Annotated in this window: 7 protein-coding genes; all 7 read right to left on the bottom strand. The window is 41.5% G+C overall.

Annotation, left to right across the window (positions count from 1 at the left end):
• Positions 1–30: 30 nt before the first annotated feature.
• The 7 genes from SY85_RS24790 to SY85_RS24760 all read right to left on the bottom strand — a co-directional run bounded on the left by SY85_RS24790 (position 31) and on the right by SY85_RS24760 (position 14371).
• On the bottom strand, positions 31–3417 hold the full coding sequence (locus tag SY85_RS24790) for a SusC/RagA family TonB-linked outer membrane protein (protein ID WP_082886692.1): 3387 nt from the start codon (positions 3415–3417) through the stop codon (positions 31–33).
• A gap of 114 nt (positions 3418–3531) precedes the next feature.
• Positions 3532–4731 (bottom strand): FecR family protein, encoded by a 1200-nt coding sequence (locus SY85_RS24785; RefSeq protein ID WP_066409071.1) that lies wholly within the window; start codon positions 4729–4731, stop codon positions 3532–3534.
• 105 nt (positions 4732–4836) lie between these two features.
• Positions 4837–5439, bottom strand: a complete 603-nt coding sequence (locus tag SY85_RS24780) for an RNA polymerase sigma factor (protein WP_066409069.1) — start codon at positions 5437–5439, stop codon at positions 4837–4839.
• A gap of 527 nt (positions 5440–5966) precedes the next feature.
• Entirely contained in the window at positions 5967–7745 is a 1779-nt protein-coding gene (locus SY85_RS24775) for a TlpA family protein disulfide reductase (RefSeq protein ID WP_066409067.1), read from the bottom strand.
• Entirely contained in the window at positions 7729–9153 is a 1425-nt protein-coding gene (locus SY85_RS24770; RefSeq protein WP_066409060.1) for a TlpA family protein disulfide reductase, read from the bottom strand. Before SY85_RS24770 ends, SY85_RS24775 begins: the two co-directional genes overlap by 17 nt.
• Positions 9154–9342: 189 nt before the next feature.
• On the bottom strand, positions 9343–11805 hold the full coding sequence (locus SY85_RS24765) for a zinc-dependent metalloprotease (protein WP_226999103.1): 2463 nt from the start codon (positions 11803–11805) through the stop codon (positions 9343–9345).
• Positions 11806–11893: 88 nt separating this feature from the next.
• The gene (locus SY85_RS24760; protein ID WP_066409056.1) at positions 11894–14371 is read right to left on the bottom strand and encodes a zinc-dependent metalloprotease; all 2478 of its coding nucleotides are present in this window, start codon (positions 14369–14371) and stop codon (positions 11894–11896) included.
• Positions 14372–15136 lie beyond the last annotated feature (765 nt).

Raw genomic sequence — 15136 nt, 5'->3', positions numbered from 1 at the left:
CAGTTCTTTTTATTAATTGAATATTCTCTCTTAAAAATTGGCCATTACGGTAACGGAACCGAATCGGGCAAATGGATAAGAGGTTCCTCTTTCGATGCGCACGGTGGAAAACTGATGGATGTCATTCATGTTCACCATCACCTGCAGGCGCTGCATTTTGAGTTTTTTCACAAAAGCATGGCGGTAAAAGTCGTAGCCTACATTAACTGCCGAAATATTCAGTTCACTCAGGTCCTGTACAAAGCGTGATGTGGCCAGCGTAGTTGCATTAACAGTTCCAATATTTTTGAACAATACTTTGTCGCCAGGCTTCTTCCAACTATTGTAATACGCCCGCTCGTCCACATTATAATTCAACTTGGCGTTCTCTACTTTGTCAACCAATGTTTGGTTGTAGATCTGTCCACCTATACGGAAGCCTGCTACCACCGAAGCTGTAAAGCCTTTGTATTCGAAGTTGGCGCCGAAGTTGCCTAGTAGCTTGGGCTGATTGATCCCAACTACCACTTTATCAGCAGGATCCCAGAGTTCAGTTAGCGTACCATCTTTTTTCACGAAAATCTCTTTGCCGGTTGCCGGATCAATCCCCATGGAGCGTACAGCCCAGATGGCATCCATTGATTGGCCTTCTTCAAAGCGGATCACCGGACGATTCACCGTTTTAGATAATGAGTCCTGAGAACTGGTCAGGCTTTTCAGTGAATTAGATATCTTCTGGATCTTGTTTTTATTGGAAATACCGGTAACAAACAAGTTCAGTGATTGACGGTTGGCGTTGTTCACCAGCATACGGTAGTTTACCTTAAACTCCACACCGGTATTCTCCAACTCGCCAAGGTTGGCCTTATATGAATCGAAGCCAAGGGACGGGGGCGTAGTAATATCCGTTAACAGGTTGGTAGTGATAGAGCGGTATAGGTCAAGGCGCAGGTTCAGGCGGTTCTTCAAGCTGGCATCGACACCTACGTTATAGTCCAGTTTTTCCTGCCATTTCAGGGCGGGGTTTGAAAGCCCATTGAGGTAGGTACCCAGTAAGCCCTGGTAGGAATTATCTACAAAATAGTTGTATAGCAGCATGGCCTGGTAGGAGTTGAAATTCTGCGAACCGGTATACCCTACTGAGCCTCTCAGCTTCAACATATCGAGAGAACGGATGTTCTTTAAAAACGACTCGCGATGGAGATTCCATCCCGCTCCAGCAGCCCAGAATGAACCCCAGCGGCTTTGGTCACCAAACTGAGAAGAGGCACTGGTGCGCACCGACAGGTCAGCAAAGTAGCGGTTGTCATACGAATAGTTGGCCAAGCCCAGTGCACCGATCTCGCGGTTGATGGATTCACTTCCTGTTGGTTTGCCGTTTTGAGCATACTGCTTGGCAAAAATGATATTGTTCATGCGGTCATTGGGAAAACCAGTAGCCGAAAACAAGTAGCTCTCCTCATTGTCTTCACGGATGTTGGCACCTACGTTGGTAAATACCAGGTGCTTACCCCAACTTTTTGAATAGTTCATATTCAGATCACCACTGACCATAGAGGCCTTTCCTGTTCCTTTATCATAGGTACCACGGAGGAAAAGATTATCGCCGGTAAGGCTAAGGAACTTGGTATGGCTACCTGGGAAAAACTCCTCCGATCCCTTAACGGTATTTACAAAACCAATACGGCCTACCACCTTGAAGTTGCGGTTAGCCGTCCATTCCAAATAAGTATTATTGGTTACATCGGTATACTCTGAGGTAGAAGAAGTATTCAGTGTAGCATTATACATAGGATTGTACACTGATTCTGTGTATACTGGTCCAATGCCGAGGAACTTACGGATAGTCCCGTCTTCGTTATCTTTTCTCCAATAAGGATTCAAGCGGGCATAATCAGAAAAGTCGCCATAGGGCGAGTTGGCCGCCTTTACCCCTGTGTATTGAAACAGGTTGCGAAACAGCACCTTACCATGACGATACACTAATGAAAAAGCACCTCCGATATTACGACGCTCACTGCCTTTCATTACCCCCTCAGTATTTCCGGTAAAGAAAGTAAGCCCTGCACGCAGGCGCTCATCACCAGCTTCTAAACCAACTGTTTGTTTATGGTTGAAACCCATGCGCACCGGTTGTGCCAGCCAGTAAGTATTCACACCACTTTCAACTTCTTTCAAGTTAGCGTAGTAAAGGCTGTCGAGAATCAGTTCTGCTGCAGGCTGGGTACGGTCGTATGCTCCCAGCTGTTTTTCCAGTTCCAGCTTTTCGCGGGCATTGGTCAAGTGGTAACTGGTCAGGTCGGGCATTTCCACACCATAAGTACCGGTGTAGCTCACACGCAACTCGCCAGGTTTTACCTTAACCGTTTCAATCACCACTACCCCATTGGCCGCCCGAGAACCGTAAAGAGCTTTGGCGGAAGCATCCTTCAGGATGGTAATGGACTCAATGCGATTGATGTTCAGGTCGTTCACTTTTTCGATGGTCATTTCAAAACCATCCACGATGAACAACGGCTGGTTGGGGTTGGAGGTATACTGGCCTTTCAGATCGGGAAAAGAAGACGTACCACGAATCTGCATCTCGGGCATCTTATTAGGGTTGGAACCTGTCAACAGGTTATCGAAAATATTGAGTGAAGGATCAATGCTTTTCAAGCTCTGAAATACATTCAGTGTACCATTGCGCATCAGCTCCTGGCGGGTAATGCGGGTGCTAGCCCCGGTAAAGCTTTCGTAACGACGGTTAAAGATACCTGTTACTACCACTCCTCCCATCTGTTCACCCAAGGGCTTCAGCCTTATGGATAATGGACGGCTTCCGGAAATAGTAACTTCCTGCGGCGCATGCCCTACATAGCTTACCTGCAATACGTCCCCTGTATGTGCCTGAATGCTGAAATTACCATCAGCCATACCTATAGTGGACCCTTTAGCGTTCTTCAGAAGAATAGAAACGCCGGGAAGGGGCAAGCCTTCAGCATCATAAACAGTACCTGTAACCGTAATGGGGTCGCCTATGGTTACAGACTTATTAGCCGGGTGCTCTTGCGGTAGAACAGCAGCCGTGGTTGTTTTTCGGGATAAAAAAATTTCTTTTCCATTGATCCGGTATTGCAGGGGCTGGTCCTTCAGGATCAGGTCCAGGAAAGCTGACAGCGGCATTAGTTGAACCGATATAGTTACGGGCTTGGCTTCACGGAACAACTCCTTTCGGCCAAAAACCGTATAATCGGTTTGTTTTTTGATTTCGGCAAATACCTTTTTGAGCGGCAAGTTCTGTCCGGAAAGACTTACCGACTGCGCGCGAAGTGGACCGCACACACTAAAGAGTACAGCAGTGAGCAGCAGAACAGCCAACTTCACGCCACTCAGTCTTTTAAAGGGACTTCGCAGCTTTCCATTGACCATACTGCACCAACAAGCAATTTTTTGCATAGACGTTTGGTTTGTGGTTTATTAATAGATGTTAGTTCTGTTAATTAATTGATCCTAACGGACCATTCCCGATTAGGCTTCCCTGTGATTGTCGTTTGTTGGGGATTCAGTGCCTTATTTGAGTATCACTAACTTTCTTCCTTCTAATCTGAATTTTATATCGGCTTCCTTGAAAGCTTCCAGGATTTCGGTCAATGTATTTGTTCGACTTAGTTCCCCATAGAACTCTACATCCGGAACAGCACCCTCAAAGACTACCTCTATATCATACCATCGTTCCAGCTGCTTCATCACTTCGGAGAGGGACATATTTTCAAAGTTGAACAAGCCGTCTTTCCAGGCCACTACGCTACTTACATTTACATCGTCCACTACGTTTATTTGTGCTTGAATAAGCTGTGCCTGCTGCCCAGGCTTCAGCACCACAGCAGACGTTGACAGTACGCTTGGCGATATTTTTACAGCACCTTCCAGTAGCGTGGTTTTAAGAATACTTTCATCCTCATAGGCATTGATATTGAAATGCGTTCCGATCACTTCTACTTCCGCCTTACCGTTCACCATTACGCGGAAAGGCTTGGTTGCATCCTTAGCTACTTCAAAATAGGCTTCACCTGTAATAAAGACCTTACGTTCTGAACCGGTAAATGAAGTAGGATACCGCAAGGAGCTGGCAGAATTCAGCCAAACTTTGGTACCGTCTTGCAGCATCAGCATAAAATGTCGCCCCTTAGGGGTGGTCATCGTATTAAAAACAGTTTCGGCATTGTTCAATCCGTTCGCATCATAGGTCAACTGTCCTTTTTCCAGTACCACTGCCATACCGTTCTGATAGGCCACTACTCCGCCCCCTAGGCTATCGAGTAATACCTGATGCCCATTAGCCAAAGTAAGAATGGCACCCTCCTTACCCGGTGGAATTACTGGCTGTATTAATGCCTTATTATCTCTTGTCTTGGAATAGGAGTCAGACATAAAGAAGTATAGCCCGATGCCCAATAAAATGATGATGGAAGCAGCGGCCCACCAATGGCGCCATAGGGGAATGTGATAGAGGGATATTACTTTACTTAATTCAGCATCAGCCTCTCCTAACCTATCTGTACTTACTATTTGTCTGAATATGCTTAAAAGCTGGTCATCATCTAGCGGTTCAGGGCACTGTGCCCCTTTCTCTATATAATCAAGAAAGACTTTTTCCAAGTCATTGTTTTCAGGCAACAGTAGTTGTTGATAAAGCTCGCTTTGCTCATTTACCGTTAATTGGCCTGCAATATATTGTTCTAGTAAATAGTGTATTTTCTGTGGTTCCATTCTTTAGCGTCTGGGCTTTAAAAAGCGACTATGCTTATTTGTACAGCCCATACTTATTGATAAGAACCGGCTAAAAGAAAAACGTCACATCCTGAAATAAGATTTTCAAAAAAAATAATAGAAGTGGTAAAGAAGGATACTTAATGGAATACCGGAACGTACCAGATGTTCACGTATTTCTTTAAGTGCTAAGGACAAAACATTTTTTACTGTACCTACTGACAGTTCTAAATGGTTTGCAATGGCTGATGGCTTAAGACCTTGATCCCGACTCATCTGAAAAATCAACTTTCGTTGTGGCGGCATTGCATTTACAACCTTTTTTACAACCCCGTTAATTTCGTTTAGTTGGACAAAATCTAAAGGAGAAGTGTTCTCCGATTTTAAGGAGTGCGTTTCCGACTCTTTGACTTTTTTCTCGTACGTTAATTTTTGGCGCATGTACCGCATACATTCATGCGCCGCTACTGTAAAAATCCAGCTTTTAAGATTATGAATTTCAGGTAGTTTATCCCGGTACAGCCAAACCCGCATAAAGGTCTCTTGTAAAATATCTTCGGCCCCTTTCTCACAATGGGTAATGTGACGGGCAAAGGGCCGTATCAGGGGCGCAAATCTTTTAAAAAGCATCAGAAACGCTTGTTCATCACCTTCGGCAATGCTTTCAAGTAGCTTTTTATCATCATTTATTTTTTCCGTTGTTAACACCGACTTTGTTTCTAAAGATTTGGATAGGCGCACCTGTTGTTATCCCATTGGATGCATAGAACTTAAATTAGACTAACACTGGTCTCAGAATTTAACGATGGGACAAACCTCACAAAGCAATTGACCAATGCATCAATTTAAATGACCAAATTTTTACAGGATTTACCTATGGCATTAGTAAGAACCCGCTCGATTGAAAACGTCACATTCTTTTCAGAACTTTTTTTGAAAAGGTGAAACGTGAGAAGCTGCAAGCTATAAGCCACAAGCTGCAAGCAAAACAGCCATAAGAGGAGTTGGCAGTTGGCAGATGACAGTTTAAAGAAGGGAAATGCAGGGATAAGTGGTGAGTTGTGAGCTATGAGAATGATGATAGATAGTACAATTGTGCAGATATGTTTCATAAAAAACGGGCCCATTAAAAGGGCCCGTTCACATGGATCAAGTTAAATAAAAAGATGCTAGCACTACCTATTACACAACACGCTGCTTAAAACTTTACTGTATATCTTCTCGGGCATATTAGCTTATGGTTTTTCACTTAATGCTTTATCCAGGTATCTTTTCAGGTTTTCTTTTGACTCAGGTCTAGGACAACGTATTTCAATCCACTTGCCTTGTTTATCTATCAACAGGAACCGTGGTATAGCGTTAATTTGATAAGGTCTGGCAAATGCTTTCCCTGTATCATCCAGTAGTTGTAAACCACCCAGGCTTTCTTTTTTAATCATATTGAGCCATTTTTCACGATCTTTTTCACGGTCAATAGAAATACCCACAAAAACAATATTCTTATTGTCTTTATATTCTTCTTCGATCTCTTTGTAGAAAGGGAACTGTTCCTTACAGGGGCCGCACCAGGTTGCCCATACATCAATAAACACCACTTTACCTTTAAAATCCTTCATATTCACCATCCGTCCACTGGTATCGGGAAGCGTAAAGTTGTAAGACGATTTACCAATGAAGGCCGTATCGTCACTGAATAAGTTATAGATACTTTGATAAGTAGCTTTAGCCTCTCCCGTTTTTGCGTACTTCTTAAACGGCTCAAAAGTTTCCCTAAACTCACTAAGATTATTTACTTCTATTTGCCCCATTAGATCAGTAAATAAAACTGATTTCAGCGTATCATTGGATATGCTATTCATCATCAATCTAAGCTTTTCGCTTTGCGATAGCTTTCCTCTCTCCTCTTTAGACAATAGCGCAAGGTTGAGTTTAGCATATAAATTCATGAATTGCCTTGCCTCTCCAAGCACTAAAATAGAGGCATTTCCGAATTTGCCCGGCTGAATCAATTGCGTATAAAAAGGTGGCACCTCATTAAACTCTTTTGGCCTTGGCCTAAACCCTTTTACTTTTGGAACAGATAAATAATATAACAAGTTCATGGGAGCCAACTCCCTGTCTACTTGCATAGCATAATTAAATGCTTTTAAGAAACGAGGATTTGTTTGATCTAAGTTCTTAGAAAAAGCATTCAAAGCCGGCTGCAACTTTTCATTAGTATTGATATAGGCATTCAGATCAATAGAGTCTGAAGGTGGCATGGAAATATTATAGCCATAGTTAGTGATTGGTAAAATCAGTTGTTGCCATTTATATAGCTGCTGCATTTCTGGTGATCCGTTAGCGTAAGACAGCTCACCCGTTTTATTATCAATAGTTACTTCCAGTTTATCGGCGGGCTTTATATAAATCCTGGTACGAGAACGAAGTGTAGAAAGATAATAAAACCCTTCTTGTTTCACCTGGCAGCCAATTTCAAAATGATTATCACCCGTTGTAGCAAAACTGCCAATCTCTTCTAACTCACCATTCACTACTTTTTGTAGAGAAAGCGTCGTATTCATTTTCAGGTTCACTATTCTCCCGCTTATTAAAGCAGTAGTCGGTTTTGTGAAATCCTGTTTTAATACCCATCCCACTTTTTTAGCCGTATCAATTTTAGACGGCGTAATGTTTAATAGGTAGTTTTGATTGGCATTAAGCGACAATGGAAGAACAAAGATCTTTTCAACCTTCATATGCCTGCCATTCGGCTTTAGCAGATTCAATTGAAACCGGTAAGCAGCGTCTGCATTTTTTGGTATAGCAAATACAAAACTCTTATTATCTGGCGTAATAGGATATTGCGCCAACCGTTGCAGCTTGTTATCTACGATCTTAAAAACATGAAGCTCAGCATTTACCTTTTCAGTAATCGTTCCAGTTAAAAAGTGGATATTGTCTTGCGCATTAGCAGCAGTAACAATAGCCAAACAAATGATAAAGGATAAAAATTTTTTAAGGATTGGTAACACGATCAGAAGTTTTCAGTGTTTGATCAATTAATTTTTTAAACTCCGGACTGGAAGGACGGGGAGCATCTACGGTTACAATTTTGCCCTCTTTGTCAAATATCATTAAGCGAGGTATTCCTTCAACTTTATAATACTTGCCAATTGACTCGTTATAATTAGCAATCAACTCTATCCCCTCCCATCCTTTCCTGGCAACAAATTGTTTCCAATTTTCTTTTCTTGCTACTCCATCATGCGATACGCCAATAAAAACGATATCACCCCTGTCCTTATATTCTTCTTCTATCTTTTGGAAGAAAGGCTTTTCCTGCAGGCATGGTGCACACCACATAGCCCATATATCTAATACCACTACCTTTCCTTTAAAATCTGATAGAGAAACGGTTTTGTCTTTTGTATCAGTTAACGAAAAGTTATAGGCAGGCGCCCCCTTGGCATATACCGTTAGTTCATCTTCTTTATGCTGATAAACTAATTTCGTCTCTGCCGTATTAAAAAGCTTTTTAAAGGGCTGTATATCGGCTTTAAACTGCTCGTAATTGGTAACTCCTTCCATATGGTCAAGAATAAAAGCCCTTCTTATGGAATCATTACTAATAGCATTCGCCTTTTCAATAAAAGAAGCGGCTAACATTTTTTCCTGTTGCCCTAGTTTCAAAAACAGTTTATAACCTAACCAGTATTTCACCAATTGTAAACCATGCTCTGACTGCAATACACAGGCATTTGTGAACTTTTGTTTACCTAAGGCCTGGTAAAAAGTCTTATTTAGTGAGTTGGTGTCAACATCACCATTCATGCGTTCTCCGTAATTGAAAAAAGCCGCGGCTTTAGCATATAGGAGTTCTGCATTTACTTTAGAAGCAAATAAATAATTAAAGTACTGATTTTTGGATACCGCCTTTCTTTTTAACTCCTCTGCCTGCTTTACCAAGATGCTATAATCTGCAACATATTGGTCGCGTTTGTTTCTGAAGAGCCCTTGCTTACAGTAGTTGTTAAACAAGTCAGTCCATTTTTGCAAAGACACAGTTTCACTATTGGGGCTGATCACTTTGCAACTGTCGAAATCAACTGCCACAAAACTATTATAAATAGTTACGGTTTTATTATCTCCCGGTTTCAGGTAAATAACATAGTTAAAAGCTGATTGCTTGGAGGCCCCTTTACGAATCAAGTAAATACCTTCTTTTTCCATGTCGATTGAAAACCGACAGGTATCCATGTTACCGGGACGTCTAAACTCCAGGCGCTTTGCTTCGCCGTTTTCCACTTTATATAGAGAAACAGCGCTTCCGGCATGATTATAAACCTTACAGGTAAGGGTCGTGTTTTTAGGTGCCGCATTTCCCGCTAGGCTGACTAGTGTAGTCAACACTATGGCCGTTATGCTTTTGAATTTAAACATCCTTTTCAATTTTTAGAAACGTTTTTCCAGTCCTGATTTGATCTGCTACACCACGTAGTTCCAATGGTCTCTTGTTTTCTTATCTGAAACCATTGGAATGGCAGCAACAATTTCATCTTACTATTTCTTCTCCTAGATTTAATTTATCCCGGCCTTACGGCCGGGCATTAATTAAGGTTTATTGGAGGATTATTTTAAAGCTTTTTTAATTCTCTCAGCTACAAACAACAAATGCTCTTTTGAGTCTTTATCTTTTATAGTTGGAACAGCAGCTAATATCTCTTTTCGTAAATTCTCCAAGTGCAAACGCAGTATAGGACCAACGTCAGTACCCACAGTAACAGGCTGCTCTTCCGCTGCATTCGGCATCATTAACAGAGCAACGATATTCTCTCCTTTTTCAGATTCCTGCAATGCTCTAAAAAGACCCTGGATATAAAACTTCTGTACATCACGACGGAAAATCTCGATTGGTTTATTGGTTTTTAATTCGCTGAAAATGCCAGCTTTTAAATCCGACAAATACTCAACCATCGAATAGGTCTTTCCTTTACCGAAACGCTGTTCCGCCATGTTTAAGGTATTGAACACCCTATCACTTGTCAACTGCATTATCGTACTTTCCTGAACCGTACTAACAGAGCCGATACGAGCAGGGCTGCCAATTTTATTTAGCAAGTTTTCATCCAGCAACCAATTTGGGGTTTCAAAAACCTGTTTGTTTAAAAAAGCCACCGCTTCCTTTTGTGTTTCTCTTGGAGCCGGAGCATAACAATCACCAGGTTGATCAGGCGTTTTAATGGTTTCGTACGTGCTGGCTATGTTTCCAACAACATGTTGCACGTAGCGTCTATATTGAGTTACAACCTGAATGTACATTTGGGTTAGATTTTTATTTAAATCATTTTCCTCCTTAGTCCATTCAGGAAGGTGAGCTATTACGTATTTCAAATTTTTAATACCGTATTCACTCGCCTTCATGCTGTTATCACCCATATCTTCCGTTTGACAACGCCCATCATGATTCATTCCTTCACCACCAAACCATAATCTAGGGTTGGCAGCCAAGCTGTCAACAATCCATTTTGATACAATTTTCTTATCCTCTTCATCATCTTTGGCACCAATGTAGGTATATCCCCATTTAATGGCCCATTTGTCATAATCATTAATACGCGGCATAATCCCTGCAGAGCCAATGCTGTCTTCTGGCTGAGCAACATAATTGAAACGGGCATAATCCATAATTGAGTTACAATGACCGTGTTTTTCAACCCATTCTTTGTCTCTTAATTTTTCAACAGGAGTTAAGCTGCTGCTACCCATGTTGTGGCGTAAACCTAAGGTGTGGCCCACTTCATGCGAGGATACAAATCGGATCAACTCACCCATTAACTCATCGCTAAATTTCATTGTACGCGCTCTGGGATCATTTGGACCTGCCTGTATCATATACCAATCATGCACCAAGCTCATTACGTTGTGGAACCAACCAATGTAACCTTCTAAAATCTCTCCACTTCTTGGGTCATGGATATTCGGGCCATATGCATTAGCAACATCTGAAGGCAAATAGCGCAACACTTTATAACGTTTGTCTTCCAGGCTCATGGTGGTATCATTTTCAGGCCATTCTTTACCAATAATGGCATTTTTGAAACCGGCAGCTTCAAATGCGACATTCCAGTCGTTGATACCTGCAATCAGATACGGTCGCCATTGTTTAGGTGTAGCCGGATCGATGTAATACACAATTGGCTCTTTTGGCTCAACCAATTCACCTCTTTTGTATTTTTCCATATCCTCAGCTTTAGGCTCCAGACGATAACGAACAATAAACGTTTTACCGTCAATTTTTTGTTGATCATCAGCGATTGGAATGTAGCCAGCATTATCAGCAAAATAGCCTACGCGCATATCGAAATGGCGACCCATCATTGGCTTTTCCGGCATTAGTAAAATAGAAGTTGATACTTCAAGTGTTACGGCTCCTGCGATTCTGGCCGCTTCTGTAGCAGGAATATCACGACCGCCCGGGCCTTTCGTAGGTGCACCTGAAGCTCCATAGGTACGTACCATTCTTAATTCCACATTAATAGGATACGCAGCTACACTTTTCACCCAGCTTCTATCTGCAGCCATTGAGCTAAGTCCCAACCTGCTTTTAACCTCAGGTCCTATCATTGTGAAAGAATTTTCATTTTTCAGAAAATCTGTCGCCTCAATGATTGAGCTTTTACCACTTTCACCTCTTGCTTTGATATCATAAAGCGTTGCAATAGGGTTAACATTTGAATTTTCAACGGCTTTTGAAATGGCATTGCTTGAGTCGGCCTTGGTAAAGACATCTACCACTCGCAACATCAGCTTATTATTGAATCCTTTTTCAAAACAGATCGTTTTTTGGCCCATCATCTCACCACCAAACTTTGGACTACCACCCGGCACTTTTACCAACCAGTTAGTTACTAATAACTCTCGTTTTAATATTGAATCAGGAATTTCGAAATAATACTTATCACCCGTTTTATGAATACTGATTAACCCTATTTTGCTCTCTGTATTCTTTGTTATGATGTTACTTAACGGCGAAGCTTTTTTAACGGTATCAGCTTTAACCATAGGTTGCTGAACCTTTTTGGATTGTGCCATTAGCGTACTACTGCACAGCCCCAAAAACACTATAAACGTTATTTTTAATTTCATTACCGGCTTTATTATCGTTCTAATAAAAGTCTAATTAATTGTTCTTTGGATTTAAATAACTGTCGATTTTTTGCGACATATATTTAAGGTGTGCAACCATTACTGGATCTGTGTACGATGGAATAGCTGCCTTAATTTGAACCAAAATATTTTTTAAGTGAGAACGCATCACTACAGGAACATCAGTGGTAGTTAAATTATCTGTTTTCCCATCAGGAAGTTTATCGCCCAATTGTGCAATTTTAAGCATATAGCCTACAGCCTGTTTTTGCACAAAGCGTTTATAACTATCAACAGATTGGCGGGTTTGCAATTCAGCAAAAAGACCTTTATTCAAATCAGTGATAAATTCATCAACCGTATAAACCTTCTCTTTACCAAAACGCATTTCTGCGGTATGCATTCTTAATAGACGATCCTCATTAATTACATACATTAGGGTATTATCCTGGAATTTTTGATAGTTTTCTTTTTTGGCAGGCTTTGCCCACTTATTCAATACATTCGGATCATATAACCAAGTAGGCGTATTAAACACTTCTTTATTTAAAAATGCCACCGCCGCTTTTTGAGTCGCTTTAGGAACCGGAGCATAAACATCGCCTTGTCCTGAATTCGCGATGTTTTCACGAACGCCACCAATTTGTGAATACGCCTGACGAATAAGAAAAGAGAACTGATCACATATAGTATAATACAGGTCTGATGTAGTATAATAAGTGCCATTTTCGGTCTTAGTCCATTTAAGCAGGTTGGCCATTGCTATTTTTAAATTTTTAACGCCATACTCACTTGCTTTAACGCCATCATTACTCAAATCTTCCCATTGTGCAGCTGGATTGATCGGATCACTTGGATTTCCACCCTGATCTCCCATAAAGATTAATTTTGAACCTGGCTTTACGTTATCAGTGATCCACTTCAAACGAATTTTTTTGTCCGCTTCAAAATCAGTAACACCTGTATAGGTATAAGCCCATTTAATGGCCCATTTATCGTACTCACCTATTTGAGGGATCAATCCCGTACGCGAAACCTGATCACCAGGTTGTGCTACGTAGTTGTAATGGTTGTAATCCATAATGGAGTGGTTAAACGGATGAGTAGCCAGCCAATTTTTATCTCTTAATTTTTCAACCGGAATAGTTGAGCTGCTACCCAAGTTTTCACGTAAACCAAGTGTAAAACCTACCGTTCGGCTAATATCAGCACGTATCAATGCACCCATTAACTCCTCATCAAATTTCATCGTTCTTCCTCCAGGATCACTGGCACCTGCTTGAACCATGTACCAATCATGCAAGGTTTTAATCTGGCTATGTGACCAACCGATATAGGATTGTAAAATTTCGCCGGTACGTGGATCATTCAACTTTGGTCCATAAGAGAAAGGAGTTACAGCAGGAAAATAACGCACTACTCTGTAACGTGCATCTTCCAAACTCATTGAAGGATCATTCTCTGGCCATTCTTTTCCAATGATTGCATTTTTAAAGCCAGCCGCTTTAAAGGCTTCATTCCAATCATTAATTCCTGCAATAATATATTTACGCCATTGCTTAGGCGTTGCCGGATCAACATAATATACCAAAGGCTCTTTAGGCTCCACAAGTTCACCAGCTTTGTATCGTTGCAGGTCTTCTGGTTTAACCTCAAGTCTGTTACGTATAATAAAACGTTTTTCTTCTACACGCTGTTGCGCATCAGAGAACACTTGATAACTATCGGAGAAGAAGCCTACGCGAGGATCATATACCTGGGCCGCCATTGGAGTTTTAGGTAAGATCGATACCGAGTTGCTAATTTCAAATGTAACCCCGACAAAAGATGAAACAGCTGGAGTAGCTTCACCCTCTTTTGGAGCTCCACCACTGAGGCCGTAAGTTTTCATTGTTTTAATCTCAATGTTTTGCGGATAGGCATCCATTGACAGGATAAATGATCTATCAGCCGCAGGCGCTCCTGTTCTGATTATTTTTTTAGCTTCAGCACTGAAGCCCGAAATCAGGTTTTCTTTAAGATAGAAGTCAGTAAAATCAATAACGGATGATTTATTGTCTTTTCCTCGTGCTTTTATATCGAGCACCATAATAATAGGATCAACCGTTGCATTTTTTACAGCACGATAAAGTGCATCTGATGTATCACATACGGCTACGCTGGTTACCGCACGCACAAATAATTTATCACCTGGCGCTTTTTCAAATGATACAATCATCCCGTTCATAAGCTCTCCACCAAACAATGGGCTACCAGTAGCAACCTTAGATAAACGTGTGGTAAATAAAAACTCCCGTGACAATAAATCATCCGGAATTTCAAAATAATATTTTTCATCCACCTTATGTACAGTAAACAAACCTTGGGTGCTTACCGCTTTCGAAGTGATCACTTCCCCATAAGATTTTACTTTCGCTGCTTCCGGCTTCTTTACTGAAGCCGTATCCTGTGCCACTGCTGTACCTACCAGCAAACCCACAAACAAGGAGAGAACAATACGTTTTGATTGCATATTAGTTGACTTTTTCAATGATCGCATTAGGCTTTAAATAAATGCCTTTAAAGCTACCAGTTACTTTATGCGTATCTAAAACATATTACACCAACTATAGAAAATGGTTGACAAGTTTGAGAATCAGGATTTAGTGTTGTAGAGATGTTAACGGCAGTGAGAGCTGCACGCTGTAAGCTATACGCTGCACGCAGGGAAAAGCCATGAGCCGTGAGCTATGAGCTGCGAGCTGTGAGGAGACAGCTACAAGCTACAAGCTGCAAGCGATAGGCTTCACGCTGCAAGCTGCAAGCTAAACGCCAAGCCGCTTATTAGAATACCTGGCCTTAGGTTAGCAGTACCTGTTGCTTTTTTGTATCTTTAGCCTCTTCTCTTTTAGCACATTTCCTGTTCTTCTTATTACGCTTTTCTCTACTATTTCTAATTGTTTGTAAGTAGGTTGCCTAGTTAGTGTACGGACCTGGGAGGGCAGGTAGACCGGATGTAGTACGGTGGTGGTACGGAGTTACTGAGGGGTGGATACGGAGTAACTATTGGGGGGTAACGGAGTAACCAAGGAGGAGCAGCGGCATGGCATAGGAGGAGCGGCCGAGTGGCAGTGGAGGAAGGATGGCTGAACCGGGATTTGGGGAGATTTAGGGATTTGGGAGAAGAGATATTGGGATTTTAGGGTATGTGTTCCTGTGGGGTTTAGGCTTTCTTTAATGTGAAAACAGATGCTGAAACGAGTTACGCCTTACAGCAAAAGGCATTACATGTTGTGGT

Source organism: Flavisolibacter tropicus (genome assembly GCF_001644645.1).
GTDB classification, from domain to species: Bacteria; Bacteroidota; Bacteroidia; order Chitinophagales; family Chitinophagaceae; genus Flavisolibacter; species Flavisolibacter tropicus.
Note: the sequence above shows the minus strand (reverse complement) of the source record. Positions and strands in the feature narration are given on the sequence as shown.

Coding starts and splice junctions, on each gene's coding strand:
- SY85_RS24790 (WP_082886692.1), bottom strand. CDS start 3,417: ATGCAAAAAATTGCTTGTTGGTGCAGTATGGTCAATGGAAAGCTGCGA.
- SY85_RS24765 (WP_226999103.1), bottom strand. CDS start 11,805: ATGGCACAATCCAAAAAGGTTCAGCAACCTATGGTTAAAGCTGATACC.
- SY85_RS24770 (WP_066409060.1), bottom strand. CDS start 9,153: ATGTTTAAATTCAAAAGCATAACGGCCATAGTGTTGACTACACTAGTC.
- SY85_RS24785 (WP_066409071.1), bottom strand. CDS start 4,731: ATGGAACCACAGAAAATACACTATTTACTAGAACAATATATTGCAGGC.
- SY85_RS24760 (WP_066409056.1), bottom strand. CDS start 14,371: ATGCAATCAAAACGTATTGTTCTCTCCTTGTTTGTGGGTTTGCTGGTA.